Origin of the sequence: Verrucomicrobium sp. BvORR106 (assembly GCF_000739655.1) — a bacterium.
Lineage (GTDB): Bacteria > Verrucomicrobiota > Verrucomicrobiia > Verrucomicrobiales > Verrucomicrobiaceae > Verrucomicrobium.
In genome coordinates, this window is the sequence record NZ_BATR01000140.1 from 1 (window position 1) to 19,657 (window position 19,657).

General features: G+C 62.7%; 12 protein-coding genes. 7 read left to right on the plus strand and 5 right to left on the minus strand.

Going from position 1 to position 19,657, the window contains the following annotated elements; all coding sequences use genetic code 11:
* The 4 genes from BV106_RS25910 to BV106_RS36260 all read right to left on the minus strand — a co-directional run.
* On the minus strand, window positions 1-454 hold a 454-nt coding region (locus tag BV106_RS25910), incomplete at its 3' end, for an ATP-binding cassette domain-containing protein (RefSeq protein ID WP_038169581.1).
* 37 nt (window positions 455-491) lie between these two features.
* A complete protein-coding gene (locus BV106_RS25915) occupies window positions 492-1,652 on the minus strand; it encodes an ABC transporter permease (RefSeq protein ID WP_038169582.1) in 1,161 nt (386 codons plus the stop codon).
* A gap of 55 nt (window positions 1,653-1,707) precedes the next feature.
* On the minus strand, window positions 1,708-2,160 hold the full coding sequence (locus BV106_RS25920) for a MarR family transcriptional regulator (RefSeq protein ID WP_265596073.1): 453 nt from the start codon (window positions 2,158-2,160) through the stop codon (window positions 1,708-1,710).
* A gap of 210 nt (window positions 2,161-2,370) precedes the next feature.
* Complete coding sequence (locus BV106_RS36260) at window positions 2,371-4,419, minus strand: cellulase family glycosylhydrolase (RefSeq protein ID WP_265596074.1); 2,049 nt, start codon at window positions 4,417-4,419, stop codon at window positions 2,371-2,373.
* A gap of 479 nt (window positions 4,420-4,898) precedes the next feature.
* Here BV106_RS36260 and BV106_RS25930 point away from each other — a divergent pair, with 479 nt between their 5' ends.
* Both BV106_RS25930 and BV106_RS25935 read left to right on the plus strand, forming a co-directional pair.
* A complete protein-coding gene (locus BV106_RS25930; RefSeq protein ID WP_051946341.1) occupies window positions 4,899-5,345 on the plus strand; it encodes a BlaI/MecI/CopY family transcriptional regulator in 447 nt (148 codons plus the stop codon).
* Entirely contained in the window at window positions 5,342-8,239 is a 2,898-nt protein-coding gene (locus tag BV106_RS25935; RefSeq protein WP_038169583.1) for a penicillin-binding transpeptidase domain-containing protein, read from the plus strand. The genes BV106_RS25930 and BV106_RS25935 overlap by 4 nt, the downstream gene beginning before the upstream one ends.
* 307 nt (window positions 8,240-8,546) lie before the next feature.
* Here the strand turns inward: BV106_RS25935 and BV106_RS25940 are convergent, their stop codons facing one another.
* Window positions 8,547-11,057: a CehA/McbA family metallohydrolase gene (locus BV106_RS25940; protein ID WP_038169584.1), complete on the minus strand. Its 2,511-nt coding sequence runs from the start codon at window positions 11,055-11,057 to the stop codon at window positions 8,547-8,549.
* Between the two features lie 283 nt (window positions 11,058-11,340).
* Here BV106_RS25940 and BV106_RS36265 point away from each other — a divergent pair, with 283 nt between their 5' ends.
* The 5 genes from BV106_RS36265 to BV106_RS25965 all read left to right on the plus strand — a co-directional run bounded on the left by BV106_RS36265 (window position 11,341) and on the right by BV106_RS25965 (window position 19,437).
* Window positions 11,341-12,486 carry a patatin-like phospholipase family protein gene (locus BV106_RS36265; protein WP_051946342.1) on the plus strand — a complete coding sequence of 382 codons (1,146 nt, stop codon included), beginning with the start codon at window positions 11,341-11,343 and terminating at the stop codon, window positions 12,484-12,486.
* Between the two features lie 79 nt (window positions 12,487-12,565).
* Window positions 12,566-14,065, plus strand: coding sequence for an AMP-binding protein (locus BV106_RS25950; RefSeq protein WP_038169585.1), 1,500 nt, complete (start codon window positions 12,566-12,568; stop codon window positions 14,063-14,065).
* Between the two features lie 72 nt (window positions 14,066-14,137).
* Window positions 14,138-15,421, plus strand: coding sequence for a thiolase family protein (locus BV106_RS25955; RefSeq protein WP_038169587.1), 1,284 nt, complete (start codon window positions 14,138-14,140; stop codon window positions 15,419-15,421).
* Window positions 15,422-15,475: 54 nt separating this feature from the next.
* Window positions 15,476-17,578: an FAD-dependent oxidoreductase gene (locus BV106_RS25960; protein WP_038169588.1), complete on the plus strand. Its 2,103-nt coding sequence runs from the start codon at window positions 15,476-15,478 to the stop codon at window positions 17,576-17,578.
* Window positions 17,575-19,437 carry an acyl-CoA dehydrogenase family protein gene (locus BV106_RS25965; protein ID WP_051946343.1) on the plus strand — a complete coding sequence of 621 codons (1,863 nt, stop codon included), beginning with the start codon at window positions 17,575-17,577 and terminating at the stop codon, window positions 19,435-19,437. Before BV106_RS25960 ends, BV106_RS25965 begins: the two co-directional genes overlap by 4 nt.
* Window positions 19,438-19,657 lie beyond the last annotated feature (220 nt).

Genomic DNA, 19,657 nt, shown 5'->3' on the forward strand with positions numbered 1-19,657 from the left:
GGCGGTGGTGCCAGCGATCACCCAGCCCCACGGCGGCCAGCAGTTCCTTGGCCCGCGCCTCAGCCTTTCGCGCAGGCGTGCCCTGGATGAGCAGCGGGACGCTCACATTCTCCGCACAGTTGATGGTGGGGATGAGGTTGAAAGACTGGAAGATGAATCCGATGTTTTGGGCGCGGAACTTCGTGACGTGCGCGGCCTTCATCTTGTCCAGGCGCGTGCCGAAGACTTCCACCCCGCCCTGATCAGCATGCAGTGTTCCGGCCATGATGCTCAGCAGCGTGGTCTTGCCACAGCCCGAGGGGCCCACCAGCATCATGATCTCCCCGGAGCGGGCGTCCAGATCGATGCCCTTCAGCACCGTGAGACGGGAGTTGCCATCGCCAAAGCTCTTCACAATGCCGGAGAGCCGCACGGCGTGGTCCGGAAGGTGAACGGAATCGGAAAGGGGTGTCATGGAGGAGGCCGCCGCTAGTGTCATCATCTGAAACCCATCAGCCACGGAAGACCATGGCGGGCTCGAACCGGCTCACCCGCCAGATGCCCAGCAACGCTGCCAGACTGCAGATGAAGAGGATCACGGCGAGCGCGAACACGGGAATGTGCCAGGATATGTAGAACGGAGGCTGCTCATTCTTGAGCGCCCCCATGGCAAACAGGGTGGTGCCCGCCAGCCCCAAGCCAAACCCGACGATGCCGACCGTAAAGGCCTGGACGATGAGCATGAGACAGAGCTTGCCGTTGGAGGCACCCATGGCCTTCAAGGCGCCCAGGTGCTTGATGTTCTCCAGCACGAAGGCGTAGAACGTCTGGCAGGAAATGGCCACTCCCACGATGAAGCCCACGATCACCGTGGTGCCAAAGGAGATGGGGATGCCGGTGTTCTTCACATACCACCAGATGGTGGAGGTGCCGAAGTCATGCGGTGAGGAGTTAAACGACTTGTTCACGAAGGCCTTCAGCCCCGTGGTGCGGCGGATGTCTTCCACCACCTGTTCTTCCGTGAACCCGGGTCGCGGAGCGGCGATCACGGCGGAGAGCATCTTGCGGGAGGCAGGGGTGTATTGCAGAGCCCGCTCGTAGGTGGTCCACACGTACGGGCCGCCTGTGAAGCTGTTCATGGCCTCGCAGATGCCCACCACCCGGGCCTCCATGTCATTGATCTCAAACACGTCCCCCACCTTGATGGTCTGGCCTCGAACCTTCGCGAGCCGCTTCACGGCCAGGTCATCGATGATGACCGTGTTGGGCAGACGCAGGTCCTCCAGCCGACCCTCGATCATCTTGACCGGAGCCCCGGCCAGCGTGGTGGGATCAATGCCGATCAACTGGATGATCTTGAAGCTGCCCGACTGCAACCGCACCCTCTGGATGCCGGAGTAGAGCGGCATCGCCCACTCGACGGAGTCCACGGAGCGAACTCGGGCCACGTCGGTGTCCCGCAGGGGGTTGGTTTCATTCACCTGCTCCACCTTCTCATCCACCACCCAGATCGGGGCCGGCACGTTGGTGAGTGTGGCGGTGGTCCACATCATGAGCCCGCAGAAGACGGAGCTCTGCTGGGCGATGAGGAAGGTCGCAAAGAACAACCCCAGGATCAGCATCAGATACTTGGCCGTATCGCCAAACAGCATTTTCAAGGCGAGTCCCAGCATGGCAGTAGGCGGCGGGTGTGGAGGGGTTGGGGAAAGGGATCGCAGACCAGCCGGTCTAGCCCGCCAGCGTCAGCAGTGCCCGGCGGATGGTCTTGACCTCATCCTCTGAAAACGGAGACAGCAGCTGCTTTTCCATCGCCTCACCTACCACCTGGAGTTCAGCCAGAGCCTTCTTTCCCGCGGGTGTGATCTCCACGAGATAGATGCGCCGGTCTTCCGGATGATCGCGACGTTTCGCCAGCTTTTTCTCCTCCAGCACATCCACCAGCTTCACCATGGAAGTCCGGTCGATGCGCAATTTCCTGCCCAACTGTTGTTGGGACATGGAGCCGCACTCATCCAAAAGATGGAGCACTCCCCCGCAAGGAACGTCGAACCCCAGTCGTTTGCACTCGTCATTAAAAAGCGTCCACAGTCGTTGATGCGCTTTCGCAATGAGGAATCCCATGTAGCGAGTCAGCGACTCCGGAAGAGGCTCGCGCTCGGCGTCCTCTGGAAATCTCGGCATGGAAAATGGAAAGTCGGCACCCATGATTGTCAGTATTGCTGATGATTTCCTAACTGTCAATCGGGAGACTGAGCGATCCGCAAACCCCATCCGCTGTCTGACCACGCTGCTGCCTTATCCAGCATCCGCAGGCTCAGCCAGCACCGCCGAACCGCGCCAGCAGCCAACACCTTGACCACTGACGCACTGCCTACTGCCCACTGATTTCGCCTACTCTTCCAACAGCAGCGGCGGCTGGAACCAGATTTCCACCTCACAGGCCGTACGCGCCGGATTGTCCAGCAGCAGCACGGTGTCCCAGATCAAGGGTGCAACCGGCACCGCCTTGGCAGGGGCATCTTTTGCCCCCGCGGCATTTCCACCCCAGTGGGCAGTCCGTTCATCCAGCTTGAATTCCACGAACCTCCAGCCTGTCCAGTTCACATTGGGGCCATCCGGCTGCCAGGTGCGTCCAGCGGCATCCTGAAGGCGGAGACGCAGGGCGGTCTTGCTGTTGTCACCATGGATCCACATGCCAAACCCGATGACACGATCAATCGACCCCGCCTCTGCCACCCCCGCCACGCGATGACGCGCCCCCTCGGCCCCTATGACCTGGGCGAATTTCCAGCCCGCATCGAACGCGCACTGGAGCCGCCAAGCATCAGCGCTGCCCACTGGCGGAGCGACGGGGGCCGTTCCACGGCTGAGTTCCGCCTTGCCCGACACTTTGTCGTCGCCCGTCACAAAGGTGCGCAGCCCCTTCTCAAGCTCCGCAGGCTGGGCCACAAAATGACGTGCCGGGACAGTGAGCACGGTCTGACCATTCACCTCCAGCTCGGCCCCAAGGCGGTAGCTGGGTGAGACAGATGCCTTCAGCGGAAACAAGACGGTGGTCGCCACCCGGTCAGGGGCCAACTTCAGCGATTGCGTGATCTCCTGCACCTCCAGACCCTCCGTGCCGATGAGTTTCACCTTCCCCGCCACAGGGTGCTCACCGTAGGTGGTGACTTGCACCGCTGCCCTGTCCCCGGCACAGGGCAGCACGGTCAGCTTCATGGGCACCGCCTCCATCGCCTGGCGGAGCAGCGGATCTATTTCCTGAAACTTCACATAAACCGGAGCATCGGTGAGTTCCAGCTGGAGCTCGCCTCCACTCAGGGGCGGCAATACCTGCCCCAGATGCCCCACCCTGCTGATGGCTCCTGGCGATACCGACACCTTCACGCTGGCTGGCACACCTCCCGCCGTCCAGGCCACGAGGCACTGCGCCCCGGCCCGCTCAAACAAGTAGCCGTGATGATCCAGGCTCCCCAAGTTGATCCGCTTCACAAAGTGGAAGCCTTCCAACTCACGATTGAATGTCTGGGCGGCGAGATACGCTGGCTTGGCGTTGTAGGCCGCCGCCCGCCCCGGGAAATGCTGGCGCTCCACCGTGCCAAAGCGATGCTCAGCCTCCTTAGGATCCGGGCCATCGTCCTTCCAGTCATACCAGATGGATACCGGCACCGCGTTCGCGGCATTCACCACCCACTGGCGGGTGAGCATCTTCCCCTGCAGGCTCACATCGAAGTTCGCCCAGGCCTCCGAGTAGCCCCACTCACCCGCGAGCACCGCCACCTTCTTCCCCGCCGGCGCGTGCTTGCCGATCAACTGGCGCAGCGCGTGATACTCTGCCGCTACCGATTCCGGACCGCCCTGGCGGTAAGGATGCACCGACACCGCCTGCCACCACTCCAGCAACCCGCCTTTGAAACAACCTTCCAGGAACTCGAGGTCGATGGTCGAACTCGCCGGCCCCACCACGCACTCATCCGGAGCCGCCTCCTTGATCGCCTGACACGCCACCCGTGCCATCTTGACGTAGGCTTCCACATCCGGCTTGGGCTTCCAGAAGCCTTCGATGTTCGGCTCGTTCCAGATCTCCCAAATCACTCCTTTGCCCCGAAAGTGCTGCACTGCAGCCACCGCCCAACGTGCGTAGGCCGCCCTGCCTTCATCCGAGGTGATGGAGCGGAGCGGCTCATAGTTCTTGTTGGAATAGTTTAAGATGAAGACCGCCCGCAATCCCTGCGCCTCCAGCGACTTCATGAGGTGATCATAGGCTGCAAAGTCGTAGATCCCCCTCTTGCGCTCCGTGGCCTCCCAAGTGAGATCCATCCGGATCCACTTGAAACCCGCCGCCCGAATCATCTCCAACTCCCCGTCCTGCGGATGGGTGAAGTGAATGTTCACCCCACTGGCATCCGTCACGATTCCCGAAGTCGGAATTTGACCCATCAGCCCATGGCCCAGCGAAAGACTGGTAGCAGCGATGGCAATGGCGCATGCAACTGAGGAAGCAGAGAGAAAGCGGCGCGAACTCACGAAAGACATGGCGCATGGTGGTACGCATGAGCCATGTCCGCAAGCGGGGTTGGAAGACGAGCGAGCCCGTTTCTACGCGCATCCTCCGCTCCCAAACCGGCTGAGGACAGCCGGACTCTCCTCACATCGCAGCCGAAAAGTAGTGGTAGTCCCGCAAACCGGGACTGCCTTCACGTGACGTGAACGCGCCACTGAAGCCGATTGCCAATCTGCGCTACCCGTTCCACCGCCCTGCTCATCTAACCAGGGCTAAGCCCGCCTAAACCAGCGCAGCGCCTCAACAACCCGCTTGCGGGCCCCTCAACCAGCGCAGCGCCCAAACCACTCCACGCCCCGCCAATCTACTAACATTTTAGTTTACAACCTACGAACCATTTAGTAGAACGTAACCCATGGCCAAAAAAGCTGCCAATAAATCTATTCCCGCGGCGTCTCCGACACCGACGCCCACCCCACGCCCCACGGACGCTGAACTCGCCATCCTGCGAGTGCTCTGGGCCAAGGGGGCCGCCACCGTTCGCGAGATCCTCGATGCCATCAATGAGGACCGGATCCCGCCGCTGGTGTACACGACGGTGCTAACCTTCCTCCAGATCATGACGGACAAGGGTCTGGTCCTGCGGGACACCCAGGGCAAGACGCATGTTTATCGTGCGGCGGTCGCCGCGGAGAAGACCCAACGCCATCTGGTAAAGGATGTGCTCGAGCGCGTGTTCTCCGGCTCCGTCAGCCAGTTGGTCATGCATGCCTTGGGTTCGAGGAAGATCAGCGCGGATGAAGTGCGCGAGATCAAGGCCATGCTCAACGAGATCGACCACACTCCGCCCACCTCCAAATGAACCCTCTCTCCTGGCAACCCCAACAGGGTCTGGTCGATCTCCTGGCCCTCACCCTTTTGCACTCCCTCTGGCAAGGCGCCCTGATCGCTGTGGCGCTGAAAGCCTTGCTCTGGAAACTCCGCCGATCCTCACCCGGTTCTCGACATGGCCTTGCCTGTCTGGCCCTGGCCGCCATGATGCTGACGTCCTGCCTGACGTTTCAACACCTGCACGCGCAGCGTCCCATCATCGTGGATCGGCCCTGGGCTGCCTCCGCAGATCAGTCCCTGGCACCAGATGCCCGCCTACAGACACCAGCAGGTGGAACCACCACACTGGAAGCACCCGGCCGCGTGCCCCCGGCGGAGCGCAAGGCACCGTCGTCCAAGTCCCGGCGGTGGGCTCTGCACTGGCAGCAACTGGTCGTCGGGATCTGGCTGCTGGGCATGCTCGGTCTGTCCGTACGCCATGCCGCAGGTTGGCTGGGCATGTCGCGCTTGCGCCGACATGGCATCCACCAGGCGAGTCCTGAATTTGAAGCGCTGGTGGATCAACTTCGCAAGGCGATGGGCATCCATCGCAGCGTGACCATCCGGTTCTCGGATCTGGTGACCGGCCCCATCGCCATGGGTTGTTTCCGACTCCTCATTCTGGTGCCATCTTCCCTGACCACGCGGCTGACCCTGCCGCAATGGCAAATGGTCCTGGCTCACGAGCTGGCGCATTTGCGGCGGAACGACTTTTTCATCAACCTCCTCCAGGCAGTAGCCGAGACCGTTTACTTCTATCACCCGGCAGTGTGGTGGATCAATGCGCAGATTCGCCGTGAAAGAGAGCACGCCTGCGATGATGCTGCGGTCCGGGCCACCCAGAACCGGAAAGACTATGCACGAGCCCTGGTGGAGCTGGCCGAATGCCAGCTAGGCCCCACCCCAGCCCTTGCCATGGCGGCCACCCGGTCCAAGGGAGGTGAATTGCGCCGGAGGGTGGAGCGGCTCTTGACTCCTGAACCCAGCGTCCCGGCGGCATTCCGCAGCCTCCCGGGCCTCGGCACCATTGCCCTGGTCCTGCTCGCGATCTTCGCGCCCAGTGCTCCGCAAACCGTCCTTGCAGAAGGCGCATCCGATCCCCTTCCTCCCAAGCGCGGCGAGATTCGTGATCGCAACGGCATCGTCCTCGCGGCAGACAGCCGGCCTGACCGGCAAATCCTCTTCGATACTGACGCGGTGGTCAAAGCCTGGCAGGCCAAGCATGGCGAAACACTGCCGATGGAGGAATTCGAGTTCACCACGAAAGAGGGGGGGAAAGCCAAGGGCCGACGTGTGAACCTGTCCACCGTGTTCACCGAGGTCTGCATGCCGCCCCTGGAGCAGGCAGGCTTGGCCACGAACTACAACAACAGCCAGCTGCATCGCAGTTTCCGGGAAAAGCGGCCGTTCATCTACAGGAACCTACTTTCCCCGGAAGACTACGCTACGGCAGGGAGACTGACGGGCACGCTCCCCGGCCTCTCGGTTCGCACCTGTTACCTCCGGCACTATCCCTACCAGGCCCTGGCAGGGCATGTACTCGGCTATGTGCGCAAATCATCGACGGACGAAGGCCTCACCGAAGGAACCGCCGGAGTCGAGAAAGGTTGGAACCAAGAGCTCAGTCCCGCCCCGGGTCACGGCGACGCGAATGCTAGCGAGAAGCTCAGCCCGCCCAGCAATCTCCAGCTCACATTGGACCTCCGGTATCAATTCCTCATCGAGCGCATCCTGCGTGAAGCCAAGGTAGGTCGCGGGGCCGCCGTGCTGATGGATCCGCACTCAGGCGATGTCCTGGCGATGGTGTCTCTACCCAGCTACGATCCCAATCACTTCATCCCCGGGATCAGCCAGGAACAGTTTGAAACCTACCGCGATGATCCGACCTCTCCCCTGCTGACGCGCGCGGTTCGAGGTTATGTCCCCGGGAGCACCTTCATGGCTGTCACGGCTCTGGCCGGAGTGATGACGGGGCGCGAGAACGACCAGTACGAATGCAGAGGATCTCTGGAGGTCGGAGGCAAAAGCTTCAGATGCTGGATCGGCGTTCGTGATGGACAACAGCATAGTTTTCAAACGATGGATCAGGCCATGGGCAACAGTTGCGGCCCGTATTTCTATGCCTTGGGCATGGCCATCGGCGGAGTGAAGCTGGAAGAAAGCGGAGCACTGCTCGGCCTGGGAAGACGCTCAGGCATCGGCCTCTGGGAGGAAGCAGATGGCACCCTGCCAGGGCCGGCTTGGGTGGAAAGAAACAAGCTGGCTAACCGGAACCCGGCCTTTGACCGCTGGACCGACGCAGCCACCTGCAACATGGCCATTGGTCAAGGCGCGGTGGAAACGACACCCCTACAGTTGGCCAATCTCTATGCCACCATCGCCAATGGAGGCACCGTGTGGCGGCCGCGGCTTCTTGCCAGCATCGCATCTCCAGGTTCGCAATCTCCCACACCCACTTCGCAAGTTCGTGCCGCCAACTTGCGGGAACATGGGCTCACCGAAACCGGCCTGGACCTCATCAGGTCTGGCATCACGAAATCCACCGGGCGCTTGCGGCCGCACAGCAGCGCCCCCGTCAAGATGGCCGTCCGTTCCGGTACGGCACAATACTGGAGAAATGACCCACAAACCAAAGAGATGGTGAAGGACAACGTCGCCAGTGTCGCCGGTTATTACCCGGCAGACAAACCCCGCTGGGTGCTCAGCCTGGTGGTTCAGAACGGCCGCATCTCCAGCGGCATCACCTTGCCCCTGGCAGAACGGATCTTTGAGCAAGTCGCCGCCGTGGAGTCGGGCAGTTTGAAAGTGGACATCCAGCCGCTGCCGCCGGCGCAGGGTCACTTCAATCCGGTGGAACCAGCGGGGAGCACTGGAGCGGATGGTTGAGGGGCGACGGCTCAGGACGCACTGCCCCTGACGCCTCAGGCCAGCACCACGCTTCCTTGGGATACGCCACCTCCACCATCCCAAGGAGCGGCGGTTTGTGCTTGCACAACCGCCGATGGTTGCCAGAGGAAATTCGCGTCCATGCCACCGAGTAGCGATGGGGCCAGCTCAAACGTTGGGCATTGGGCGATCAATCGCTCCGCTCGTCTCCGGCGGTTGTGCAAGCACAAACCGCCGCTCCTTGGGTTACCTCCTCCGTTCCCAAACCACCTCAGCACGTCCCCCCCCTCCGCTCCCAGCTGAAAACTCATTTCCCCATCTTCGCCCGCACCTCATCCGGCGTCATCTTGGCCACTGGCACGTCATAGCCCAAGTTATCCCCGTTGGCCTGGAAGCCGTGACCGTCCACATCCACGTAGAAGGGTGTGTGATACGCCATGGGGCGTAGTTTGGCCTGGCCGCTGGTGCCGTAGCCCGTCTTGAGGTCACCGTTCTCTGACAGGGCCACCACGATGAGGTGAGCGTCCTTGCCGAGCTTCACGGGGATCGTCTGGTCAAACTTCACCACGCCGTCTTTGAACATGTCGGGATGCGTGGCGCGAGTGAAGTTGAGGCTGGGCTCCTTGCGACCATTCACCAGGATCTGCACGCGGTCGATGTCGATCCAGTCCGTGCACTGCACCTTGATCTTCAAGGGCAGCACGCCAGAGCTGCGCACGTCATCTCCCGGCAGTTTGCCATCGCCCGCCGTGACCTGCAGGAAGGGGCCGGTGGTCAGGATGAAGTGTCCAGCCAGAGCGTGAGCGGCGAGATCGTTCGTCCAGTCGATTTTGGCGGGCTCATCCGTCTTGCTGGGCAGGTACATGCGCCAGCCGCCGACGCCGTTTCCGTGAACCGCATGGGCATCTGCCACAGCCACGGGATGGATGCGGTGGCCCTGGTTGAGCATCTGCAGCCAGATGAACTGACGCACCGTCTCCACCCGAGTGGCCAGTGAGTTCTTGGCCTTGGTCAGACGCCAGGGGGAATCCGCCAGCACGCCTTCATCCACGAAGTTCTCGGTCTCCATGCCATTCACCATCTCGGTGATGCCCAGATAGCCACCATCTGCCACGCCGTCGGCATAGCGGTCATTGTAGAGGAAAGCCATGTCCGGGTGGTTGATCTGCACCCAGCGATCCTGCCGCTCGCCCTGCCAGCCACGCAGCGTTAAGGCGGTGATGCGGGGATCCGCATTCCACACCGGGGCGCCCCCATCCTGCACAAAGGGCACGGGATTGAGGGGGAAGCAGTTGAAGTGCGATCCGCTGCCGGTGAGCTCCATGCCAACCACGGTCTGGATCTCCTGGGCAAGGCCCAGCCGCTCGATGGTCGGACGCCAGTCGTAGATGCGGTTGTGCTCGGTTGTGGGTGTGAACTCCAGGTGTTCCGCAGCAATGTTGATGAGACGGTCGGCCGTGCCGCAGATGTTGTCCCCGCTGGGCGTGGAGTGATTGTGGAAGTCCGTGCTGATCCATCCAGTCGAGTCCACCAGGCGCTCCAACTTGGCACCAATGGTCAGCTCCTGTCCCTGCGCCAGGACGACTTCCTGCTCGTGATGCGAGTACTCAATCCCACGCGTCACCACCACCTTGTAAGTGCCAGCGGGCACCTGGACGGAGAAGTCACCCTTCTCACTATGATACTGGTCCTTGCAGCCATGTGCCCGCATCACGGGACCGAGATTCAACGGCTTGGTCTCGCCCGTAGCCAGGATCTGCACCTTGCACGGCAGGCCTTGCCCACGAGCGTCTTTGACGTCGAACTTCAATCGCGTGGCGGGCTCCAGCTTCTCCTGCTGTTTCACCACCTCACCTTGATTCAGAGTGAAGGACACGCGCCGAGGCAGTCGTCCAGCCTCTTCCACACTCCCGTGGTAGGTCCCGGCAGGAAGGGACAAGGTGATGAGCCCGTGACTGTCGGGATAGGCGATCACGCTACCGTCAGACTTCTGATCAGGATTAATGCCCTCCTCCAGCACCAGCCCTGCGCCCGCCACCGACTTGGAGCCATCCGCCTCCGTGATCGCCAGCTCCAGACGTCCCGCCGGGGTTCCATTGGCTCCACGAACCGCCGACCACGCCTCCGCCGGGGACCGCCCAATCGCGAGGAAACGCACCCAGGTCAGTTCCTGTCCGGGCTGCAACTCCACCTCATCCGCGATCGCTGCTGCGCCGGGCGCTGAGAGCTTGCCATGCGCATAGCCCGTGCGGTCATCGGGATCCACCGCATCCGCCCAGGTCACGCCGTCGCGCTCACCTGTTTCATTGAACCGATTCCAGGCGTCCTTGGTACTGACCTTCACCATCGCCTTGCCTTCATTACGGAGAGTGGTCTGAATGCGCAGTCCCTGCTCGCCATCGCGCACGCGATACTCATGCCGTTTGTAGACGCCGCCATTCTTCGCCGCTGTGATCACCGTTTCCACCGCGGATTCGTCTTTCTTGCCATCTTCCACGATCTTCACATACGAGACCTGTCCACGCTGACCCGTCGGGCCAAAGTAGATCAACTGGTCATCCTGCTTTTCACGAAACGCCAGGTCATAGAGGCAGCCAGGAGTGACGCCATCTTCGCCATAGAAGGTGCTCATGTTCGCGCGACGCAGCGGCGCATTCTGCGAGACCAGGGCGGTGATCTTGTCATTGCGCAGGACAAAATCTCCCCGAATGCCATCCGCCTCCTTGCCCTGAGGCAACTCCGCTTCCCTCCCAGCTCCGACCTCAAAGGCCTCGGCAGCATGCAGATGAACGCCTGGCGCAATGAAAAGCGCGGCCAACAGGCTCAGCCGGAAGGGACAACACGGGGTTGAGGGAGCGAAATGCATATCGCACCTCAACGGTCCCAGACGGTTGAAACAAGCAACAAATCCGTCACCCGGAGCACTTAAGTCCGGCTCTGCCACCGCGCCTTTGCACCCTTGCGGAACATGTGCGCCATTGGACTGATACGTTTCCAAACGTGTTTCGGTTTTGTCGATCATTAGCACCAAGATTTGATCGAAACTTTTGAATTAACTCACTGGTGGTGAGTCTAATCCTCCAACAACCCATCCAAAAGCCATGCGCCTGCCCGATGCCATGCGCCGCTTCCCCTGGTTCTCCGCCGAAGACTGGCTGAACCGCTTCATGGAGGCTCCTCCCGCCCCGGTGGCTCCCCCGCCACCCCGACTGGGACTGGTCCTTTCCTGTGGTGGTGCCCGCGGTCTGGCTCATGTGGGAGTCATCCAGGTACTTGAGCGCGAGAAGATCCCGATTTCTGCCATCATTGGCAGCAGCATGGGTTCCTATGTAGGCACCCTTTGGGCGGCTGGTTTCAACGGCCAGCAGCTGGAGGAGCTCGCGGCCGAGATCAAAGACCGTCGCACCCTGCTGCGCCTCATCGATCCTGTGTGCCCGCCCCTTTCCGGCTTCCTGCGGGGCAACAAACTGCGCCAGCATCTGGAGAAGAGCCTGGGCCAGCGTACGCTCGCCCAGCTGGAACGCCCCATGTATGTGGTAGCCACCAACCTGGACTCCGTCTCTTGGGAAGTGATGCCGATGGACATGCCCGCCGCTGCCGCCGTGCAGGCCAGCTGCGCCATCCCCGGCATCGTGGCCCCGGTTGAACTCAATGGAAATCGCTACATCGATGGCGGTGCGTCTCAACCCTTGCCAGTGAGCCTGCTCCGGGAAATCCTGGCCCGCGGGACCTCCACGCACACCGCGGAGGGACAAAAGATCGGCCCCAGCCCGATGGACGCCATCATCGCGGTCAATGTGATGCCCACCCCCGCCGATCTGGCCGCCGCCGGCATCTCCGCCTACCCCATCCCCCCGCCCACCCCAGAGGGCGTCTGGCGTCGCCTGCGCGATTCCGCGAACCGCAAGGTCAACCTCTTTGCCTACGGCAACGTGCTGGACACCTTCAAGCGCTGTCTGACCAGCGCCCAGTTGCGCCTCATCGCCGAGGAGGGCACACGAGCAGACGTCCTCGTGCATCCGTATTTCTGTGACTCCCGCTGGTACGACTTTGAGAACTTCAACCGCTACATCGAGGCCGGGAAAACGGCAGCCGAAGCCGCTCTGCCGCACATTCTGGACTTGATTCAGCGGCCCACTCCGGTGCCGGAGCACAGCTCTGACGTGAAGCGCGGCCACAAGACCGGCGCAGACGCCTCCCACCCCTCTGCCTCTGACCGCCACACCGGACTCCCCGGCTACGTCTGAAACAAACCACCCCATTTTCTGCCGATACCCGTTCACATGCCCAACCTCAAACCAACCACCATCCCAACTCTCAAGCTCTATGAAACCCTTCCTCTCCTCCCCGCTCTGGGATGCCGGAGCCCCTGAATTCTGGCAGGCCTGGCAGATCCGCCGCCTGCGTGAATACCTGAAATCCCGGGTCCTGCCCTTCTCCACGCACTATCGTGAGATGTTCAAGAGCATCGGCCTGGAACCCGGCGACATCCGCAGCATGGATGACTGGGCCAAGGTGCCCTTCTCCAGCAAGTCTGACCTCACCGTCTCAAAAGAGAAGCTGCGGGAGTTCGTCCTCATCCCCAATCCGCAGACGCTCCGTCGGGAGCCCAAGGTGATCTTCAACACTCTCCTGCATGGCATGAGCCATACCAAGGAGAAGCTGGAGGGTGAATTCCGCCCGCTGCTGCTGACCAGCACGACGGGACGGAGCAGCGAACCCGTGCCCTTCCTCTACTCGAAGCACGATCTCAATCACCTGGAGCTCTCCGGAAAACGGATCATGGAGACCGCAAGGTCTGACAAGGAATACCGGCATGTGAACCTCTTCCCCTATGCCCCGCATCTGGCCTTCTGGCAGTCACACTACGCCGGCCTGGGCTACGGCACCTTCATGATTTCCAGCGGTGGGGGCAAATCCATGGGCACAGAGGGCAACATCGCCCTGATCGAGCGCATGCAGCCCGACGTGCTCATCGGCATGCCCACATTCGTGTACCACGTGCTGCGCCAGGCGGTGGAGGAGAAGCGTCACTGGACCACGCTCAAACGCATCGTTCTGGGCGGAGAAAAAACGCCCCAGGGCCTGCGCGCCAAGCTGCGTGACCTCTGCGCTCAACTGGGCTCACTGGGGACGTATGTCATCAGCATCTACGCTTTTACCGAGGCCAAGATGGCCTGGACGGAGTGCCCCACCCTTCCGCATGAAGGAGCCAGCGGATTCCACCTTTATCCCGACCTCGGTTTCATCGAACTGGTGGATCCCAAGACCGGCGTGCCCGTGCCTGCGGGGGCGCCTGGAGAGATTGTCTTCACCCCGTTGGATGCTCGTGGCACCGTGGTCCTCCGCTACCGCACCGGCGATATGGCGGAAGGCGGACTCACCTGGAATGCCTGCCCGCACTGCGGCCGCCGCTGCCCGCGCCTGATGGGCCCCATCTCCCGCGCCAGTGAGGTGCGCACCCTGCGGCTGGACAAGATCAAAGGCACGCTGGTGGACTTCAACATGCTGGAACACCTGCTGGATGACCAGCGGGGCCTGGCCGCGTGGCAGATCGAACTGCGCAAGCGGCACGATGATCCCCTAGAGTGCGATGAAGTTTACCTTCACGTGGCCCCGGACGGCAACGTCAACGAGGCCTCCCTGAAGGAGGTGCTCACCCGCCGGTTCCATGAAGTCACAGAGATGAGGCCGAATGCGATCCTCTTCCACACCGTGCCGGAACTCCGCCAACTGCTGGGCGTGGGGCGTCTGCTGAAGGAGGAGAAGGTGGCGGACCGCCGCCAGATCCAGCCCGGTCAGACGCAGACGGCCACGCCAGGCTGACAGGCGCAGTGCCCTGCCTTCGACTCTCCATGCAGCCCACCTCGCACACAACCTTCACCCAGTAGATCCCTCATGAATGCCTCCCCCCTTGTCATCGTGGCCGGTGCCCGCACCCCCTTCTGCCGCGCCGGCAGTTCCCTGGCGGATTTCGACGCCGTGGAACTGGGCCGCCACGCCGCCAACGGCTTGTTTACACGAACCGGCATCGATCCGGCCGCGGTGGACGAGACGATCTTTGGCTGCGTGGCCCAACCCGCGAATGCCGCCAACATCTCGCGCGTCATCGCCCTGCGGGCCGGTGTGCCCAAGGAAAGGCCCGCCATGACGGTGCACCGCAACTGCGCCTCCGGCATGGAGGCAGTCACCACCGCCCAGGAAAAGCTCGCTGCAGGCCAGGGCGAGGTCTTCCTCGTGGGTGGCACCGAAAGCATGTCCCAGATGCCGCTGCTCTTCCGCCATGAGGCGGCGATCAAGTTTGCCCTGCTTTCCCGCGCCCGCGGGATGGGCGGCAAGCTCCGCGCGGCCACGGCCTTCCGCCCGCAGGACTTCATGCCCCTGCTCGCCATCAAGATGGGTCTGACCGATCCCGTGGCCGAGATCAACATGGGCCAGACGGCCGAGCTCCTGGCGCGTGAGTTCGAGATCTCACGCGATGCCCAGGATGCCATGGCCGTGCGCTCTCAATTGCTGGCCGCCCAGCACCGCGACCACCTGCGTGAGGAGATCGTCCCCATGTTCTCCGGTCGCAAGGAAGTCGTGGCCGTGGAGGATGACAACGGCGTCCGCACCGACAGCTCCCCCGCCAAGCTGGCCAAGCTGCAACCCATCTTCGAGCCCCTCACCGGCACCGTGACTGCGGGAAATTCCTCCCAGGTCACCGACGGTGCCGTGGCCATCCTGGCCTGTAGTGAAGCCCGCGCCCAGAAGCTGGGTCTGGCCCCACTGGGGAGGCTCGTCAGCCATGCCTACACCGGGTGTGATCCGGAGCGCATGGGTCTGGGCCCCGTCACGGCCATGGCCGCAGCGCTCAGCCATGCCGGCTGGAAGCTGAGCGATGTGGACATCATCGAGATCAACGAAGCCTTCGCCGCCCAGATCCTGGCGGTGCTGAAGTGCCTGAAGGATCCCGCCAGTGCCCGCAAGGCAGGCCTCTCCGCCCCCTTGGGCGAGGTGGATGACACCCAGCTCAATCCCCAAGGCGGAGCCATCGCCCTGGGTCACCCCGTGGGAGCCACCGGTGCCCGCCTCATCCTCTCCGCACTGTACCAACTGCGCCGCACCGGTAAGCGCCGGGCGCTGGTCAGCCTCTGTGTCGGCGGCGGCCAGGGCGGCGCGGTCTGTCTCGAAGCCTTCTAAGCAAGCGCCTTTTCTTTCCTCGCACCCTTTCCTCAACCTCAGCCCTTTGCCGCCATGGATCTCATCGTCCTCGACCCCACTGAAAACCCCTCTGAAGATGCCATGCTGACCACCCCGATCCGCAAGCACCTGAGCGAACACCGCCCCGCCTGCTTTCACAAGGAAGTGGACGCCGACGGCATCTGCTGGCTCACGTTCGACACCCCGGATTCCCCTGCCAATGTGTGGAATCCCAAGACGCTCGATGAGTTTGACTGTCACATCGAGGACCTGCACCGGGACTCCAGCATCAAGGCCGTCGTCCTGCGCAGTGCGAAGGACCGCGTCTTCATCGCCGGTGCAGACCTGAAGGCCGTGCAAACCCTTCCCGATGAGGAAAGGCGGAACCTGCTCGCGCTTGGGCAAGATGTCTTCACCCACCTTGAAGCCCTGCGCATGCCCAAGATCGCCCTCATTCACGGGGCTTGTGTGGGTGGCGGACTGGAGACGGTGCTGGCCTGTGATTGGCGCATTGCCAGCGACAGCGATGTCACCCGCCTGGGTCTGCCCGAGGTGATGCTCGGCCTCATTCCCGGCTGGGGTGGCTGCACCCGTCTCTCCCGGCTCATCGGCCTGCCCAAGGCCTTGGATCTGATCGTGCGCGGCAAGCTGGTGAAAGCCAGCCATGCGAAGAAGCTGGGCATCGTACAACATGTGGTGCCGCGTGAGCGCATGGAGGACCTGGCTCGCAAGATCGCACTTTCCGCGAACCACCGTCCACGCCGCCATCATCTGCACCTCACCCAGGCCTGGCCGGTGCCGCAGATCCTGCGCTTCCGGGCCAAGACCATGCTCTGGAGCAAGTTCCCCTGGATGCGGCATCATGATGCTGCCCCCATCGCCGCTGTGGATGTGATCACCCGCGGGGCGGGACGCACCGCGGAGAAATCCCTGGCCCTGGAGCAGGAGACCCTGCGCCGCCTCACCGAATCCGGCGGGGCCCGCCGGTTCATCGATGTTTTCCTGCGCAAGGAGGCCGCCTCCAAGAAACTGCCGCCTTCGTTTCAGGGGATCGAGGCTCCCCCGATCACTCGCGCCGCCGTCATCGGAGCGGGCGTCATGGGCTCTGGCATTGCCTACGCCCTCGCCAGCCGGGGCACCCGGGTGCTGCTGAAGGACATGAGCAACGCCGCCCTGGCCAAAGGAGCCGGCCGCATCGGCGGACTCCTGCATGGCGGAGTGAAGAGCCGCGCGCTCTCGGCCAAGCAGGGCCGGGAGACGCATGACCTTATTTCCTTTACCTCAGAGCAGGTGCCACTTCAGCAGATGGACCTCGTGATTGAAGCCGTTGTGGAGGACATGGAGGTAAAAAAACGCCTCTTTGCCGAGTTGGCCGCCCAGTGCCGACCAGACACCATCCTGGCGACCAATACCTCCGCGCTCTCTGTGGAGGAACTGGCCGCCGCCACCCCGCATCCGGAGCGGGTGATTGGTCTGCACTTCTTCAATCCCGCCCACCTCATGCCGCTGGTGGAGGTCATCACTCCCGTCCACGCATCTCCGGCTGCGGTGGCAACGGCCCTCCGCTTTGTGCAGGGACTGGGCAAGACACCCATCGTCGTCCAGGACCGCCCCGGTTTTGTCGTGAACCGCATCCTCATGCCCTACTTGCTGGGGGCCGTGCAGATCGCCTCCACCATGCGCGATCCCTGGGAACTCGACGACGCCATGACGGACTTCGGCATGCCCATGGGGCCGCTGCGTCTGCTGGATGAGGTCGGCTTCGATGTCGCCCTGCATGTGGAGAAGACACTGCGAGACGCCTTTGGCGACCGCATCCCGCAGAGCGATCTGCTCGATCAACTCGCCACCGCGGGCATGATGGGGCACAAGAACGGACGCGGCTTCTACACCGGCTTCAACGACCGCCATGGCCCGCAGCCCAATCCAGAAATCCTCCGTTACATCAAGCCGAGGGAGCTGCCCGAGTTCACCGAACGTGAACAGATGGCCGCGTACTTGAACGGCCTCATGCAGAAGGAGGCCCAGCTCTGCCTGGAGGAAGGCGTGGCCGCCTCCGCCAGCGACATCGAGATGGCCATGATCCTCGGCTCCGGCTACCCGGCCTTCCGGCCCCTGTTTCCTCCTGCAACCTCACCCCCGCTCGACCTGCCATGAAAATCAAGCATCCCTCCACCACCACTCCCAAGTCGGTGCTCGACACCTCCAAGATGTCTGAAGGCCAGCGCGCCGCGCTGGAGATGACGGAGGCTGCCCGTGATGAGCGGGACCGCAACACGGGCTTTGCCGCCTCCCTCTTCGACGGCTCACCGGATACCAGCACCCTGCTGCCCTTTCCCCGCCAGACGCTGGAAGACCGCGACCAGGGCGACGCCTTCCTGCTCAGGCTGAAAAGTTTCCTCGAATCCCAAACAGATCCAGATGCCATTGACCGGGAGGGCGAGATCCCTGATGAGGTGCTGCAAGGGCTGGCATCTCTCGGTGCCTTTGGCATCAAGATCCCCGTCAAGTACGGCGGCCTGGGCCTGAGCCAGACCAACTACTCCCGCGCCGCCATGCTGCTGGGCGGAGTCTGTGGGAACATGGCCGCCCTGCTTTCTGCCCACCAGTCCATCGGCGTGCCGCAGCCGCTGCTCATGTTTGGGACGGAGGAGCAGAAAGCCCGCTTCCTGCCCCGCTGTGCCGGGGGCGAGATCAGCGCCTTTGCCCTGACCGAGGCGGATGTCGGCTCCGACCCCGCCCGGATGAAGACCCAGGCAGTCCGGTCCGCCGATGGCACGCACTACATCATCAACGGGGAAAAGCTCTGGTGCACCAACGGCACCAAGGCCGGGGTCCTGGTCGTGATGGCTCGAACCCCCAGCCCGACGCATCCGCATGCGACCACCGCCTTTATCGTGGAAACGAGCATGCCCGGTGTGGAGGTCGTGCAGCGCTGCCACTTCATGGGTCTACGCGCCCTCTACAATGGCGTCATGCGTTTTCATGATGTGCGGGTCCCGGCGGAAAATGTCCTGGGGGGCGAGGGCCGCGGCTTGAAGGTCGCGCTCACGACTTTGAACACCGGCCGCATCACCTTGCCGGCCGCGTGTGCCGGTTTGGCCAAGTACTGCCTGGATGTCTCCACCCGCTGGTCGCGGGAACGTGAGCAATGGGGCCAGCCCATCGGCCGGCACGCCGCCATCGCAGACAAGCTGGCCCGCATGGCCGCTCATACCTTTGCGCTGGAGGCAGTCGTTCGCTATGTGAGCGCGCTGGTGGATCGTGACAAGAATGCGGATGTCCGCCTGGAAGCCGCCCTGGGCAAACTCTGGGGCAGCGAACGCGGATGGGAAATCGTGGATGACACCATGCAGATCCGCGGTGGTCGCGGGTATGAAACGGCCGACAGCCTGAAGTCCCGCGGTGAAAAGCCCGAACCCATCGAGCGCTTCTTCCGCGATGCCCGCATCAACACCATATTTGAGGGCAGCAGCGAGATCATGCGCCTCTTCATCGCGCGTGAGATGCTGGACTCACACCTGAAGCTGGGTGCCGCCGCCTTCAATACCAAGCTGCCGTTCAAGGACCGTGCTCTGGTGTTCCTGCGGGCGGCCAGACACTACGCTTCGTGGTATCCCACACGCTTCTTGCCGTTCGCGGACGACAGCGATGACATCAACCTGCATCCGGATCTGGAGCAGAGCATGCGCGACGTCCGCCGCCTCAGCCGCAAGCTGTCCCGTCACATCCTCTATGCCATGCTGCGCTTCGGCCCCAAGCTGGAGCGCGAGCAACTCGTGCTGGGGAGACTGGTGGACATCGGAGCGGAGATCTTCGCGCTCGGTTGCGCCGCCTCCTACGCCCAGAGGAAGGTGGAAGATGCCTTCAGCCCCACGGCAGAAGTGGATCGCGTCACCTCCCTGGTGAAGTACCACACCCGCCTGGTTCGCGGCAAAACCAACCGTTTGTTCCGCGAACTCTTCAATCCCGCCGACCATGAGGGTTATGCCCTGGCGAAGCGGATGCTTGGTTAGTTCGGTAAGAGGTGAGTGGTGGTGGAGGGCGGTGCCCCCCAAGGAGCGGCGGTTTGTGCTTCAAGCACAACCGCCGAGGGGTGAACGGAGTAGTTGACCGGACAGAGGGGCAAGTGGCGTCGGTCGAAACTTGATGGCATGACCGCAAAGACGAGGCTTGCAGACACTTCAGCTAGTGCCTCCTCACGTCGACAACTACGACCGGTGTTGTTCGCCACCC

Coding starts and splice junctions, on each gene's coding strand:
- BV106_RS25920 (WP_265596073.1), bottom strand. CDS start 2,160: ATGCCGAGATTTCCAGAGGACGCCGAGCGCGAGCCTCTTCCGGAGTCG.
- BV106_RS36265 (WP_051946342.1), top strand. CDS start 11,341: ATGCGCCTGCCCGATGCCATGCGCCGCTTCCCCTGGTTCTCCGCCGAA.
- BV106_RS25965 (WP_051946343.1), top strand. CDS start 17,575: ATGAAAATCAAGCATCCCTCCACCACCACTCCCAAGTCGGTGCTCGAC.
- BV106_RS25960 (WP_038169588.1), top strand. CDS start 15,476: ATGGATCTCATCGTCCTCGACCCCACTGAAAACCCCTCTGAAGATGCC.
- BV106_RS25935 (WP_038169583.1), top strand. CDS start 5,342: ATGAACCCTCTCTCCTGGCAACCCCAACAGGGTCTGGTCGATCTCCTG.
- BV106_RS36260 (WP_265596074.1), bottom strand. CDS start 4,419: ATGGGTCAAATTCCGACTTCGGGAATCGTGACGGATGCCAGTGGGGTG.
- BV106_RS25955 (WP_038169587.1), top strand. CDS start 14,138: ATGAATGCCTCCCCCCTTGTCATCGTGGCCGGTGCCCGCACCCCCTTC.
- BV106_RS25930 (WP_051946341.1), top strand. CDS start 4,899: ATGGCCAAAAAAGCTGCCAATAAATCTATTCCCGCGGCGTCTCCGACA.
- BV106_RS25950 (WP_038169585.1), top strand. CDS start 12,566: ATGAAACCCTTCCTCTCCTCCCCGCTCTGGGATGCCGGAGCCCCTGAA.
- BV106_RS25915 (WP_038169582.1), bottom strand. CDS start 1,652: ATGCTGGGACTCGCCTTGAAAATGCTGTTTGGCGATACGGCCAAGTAT.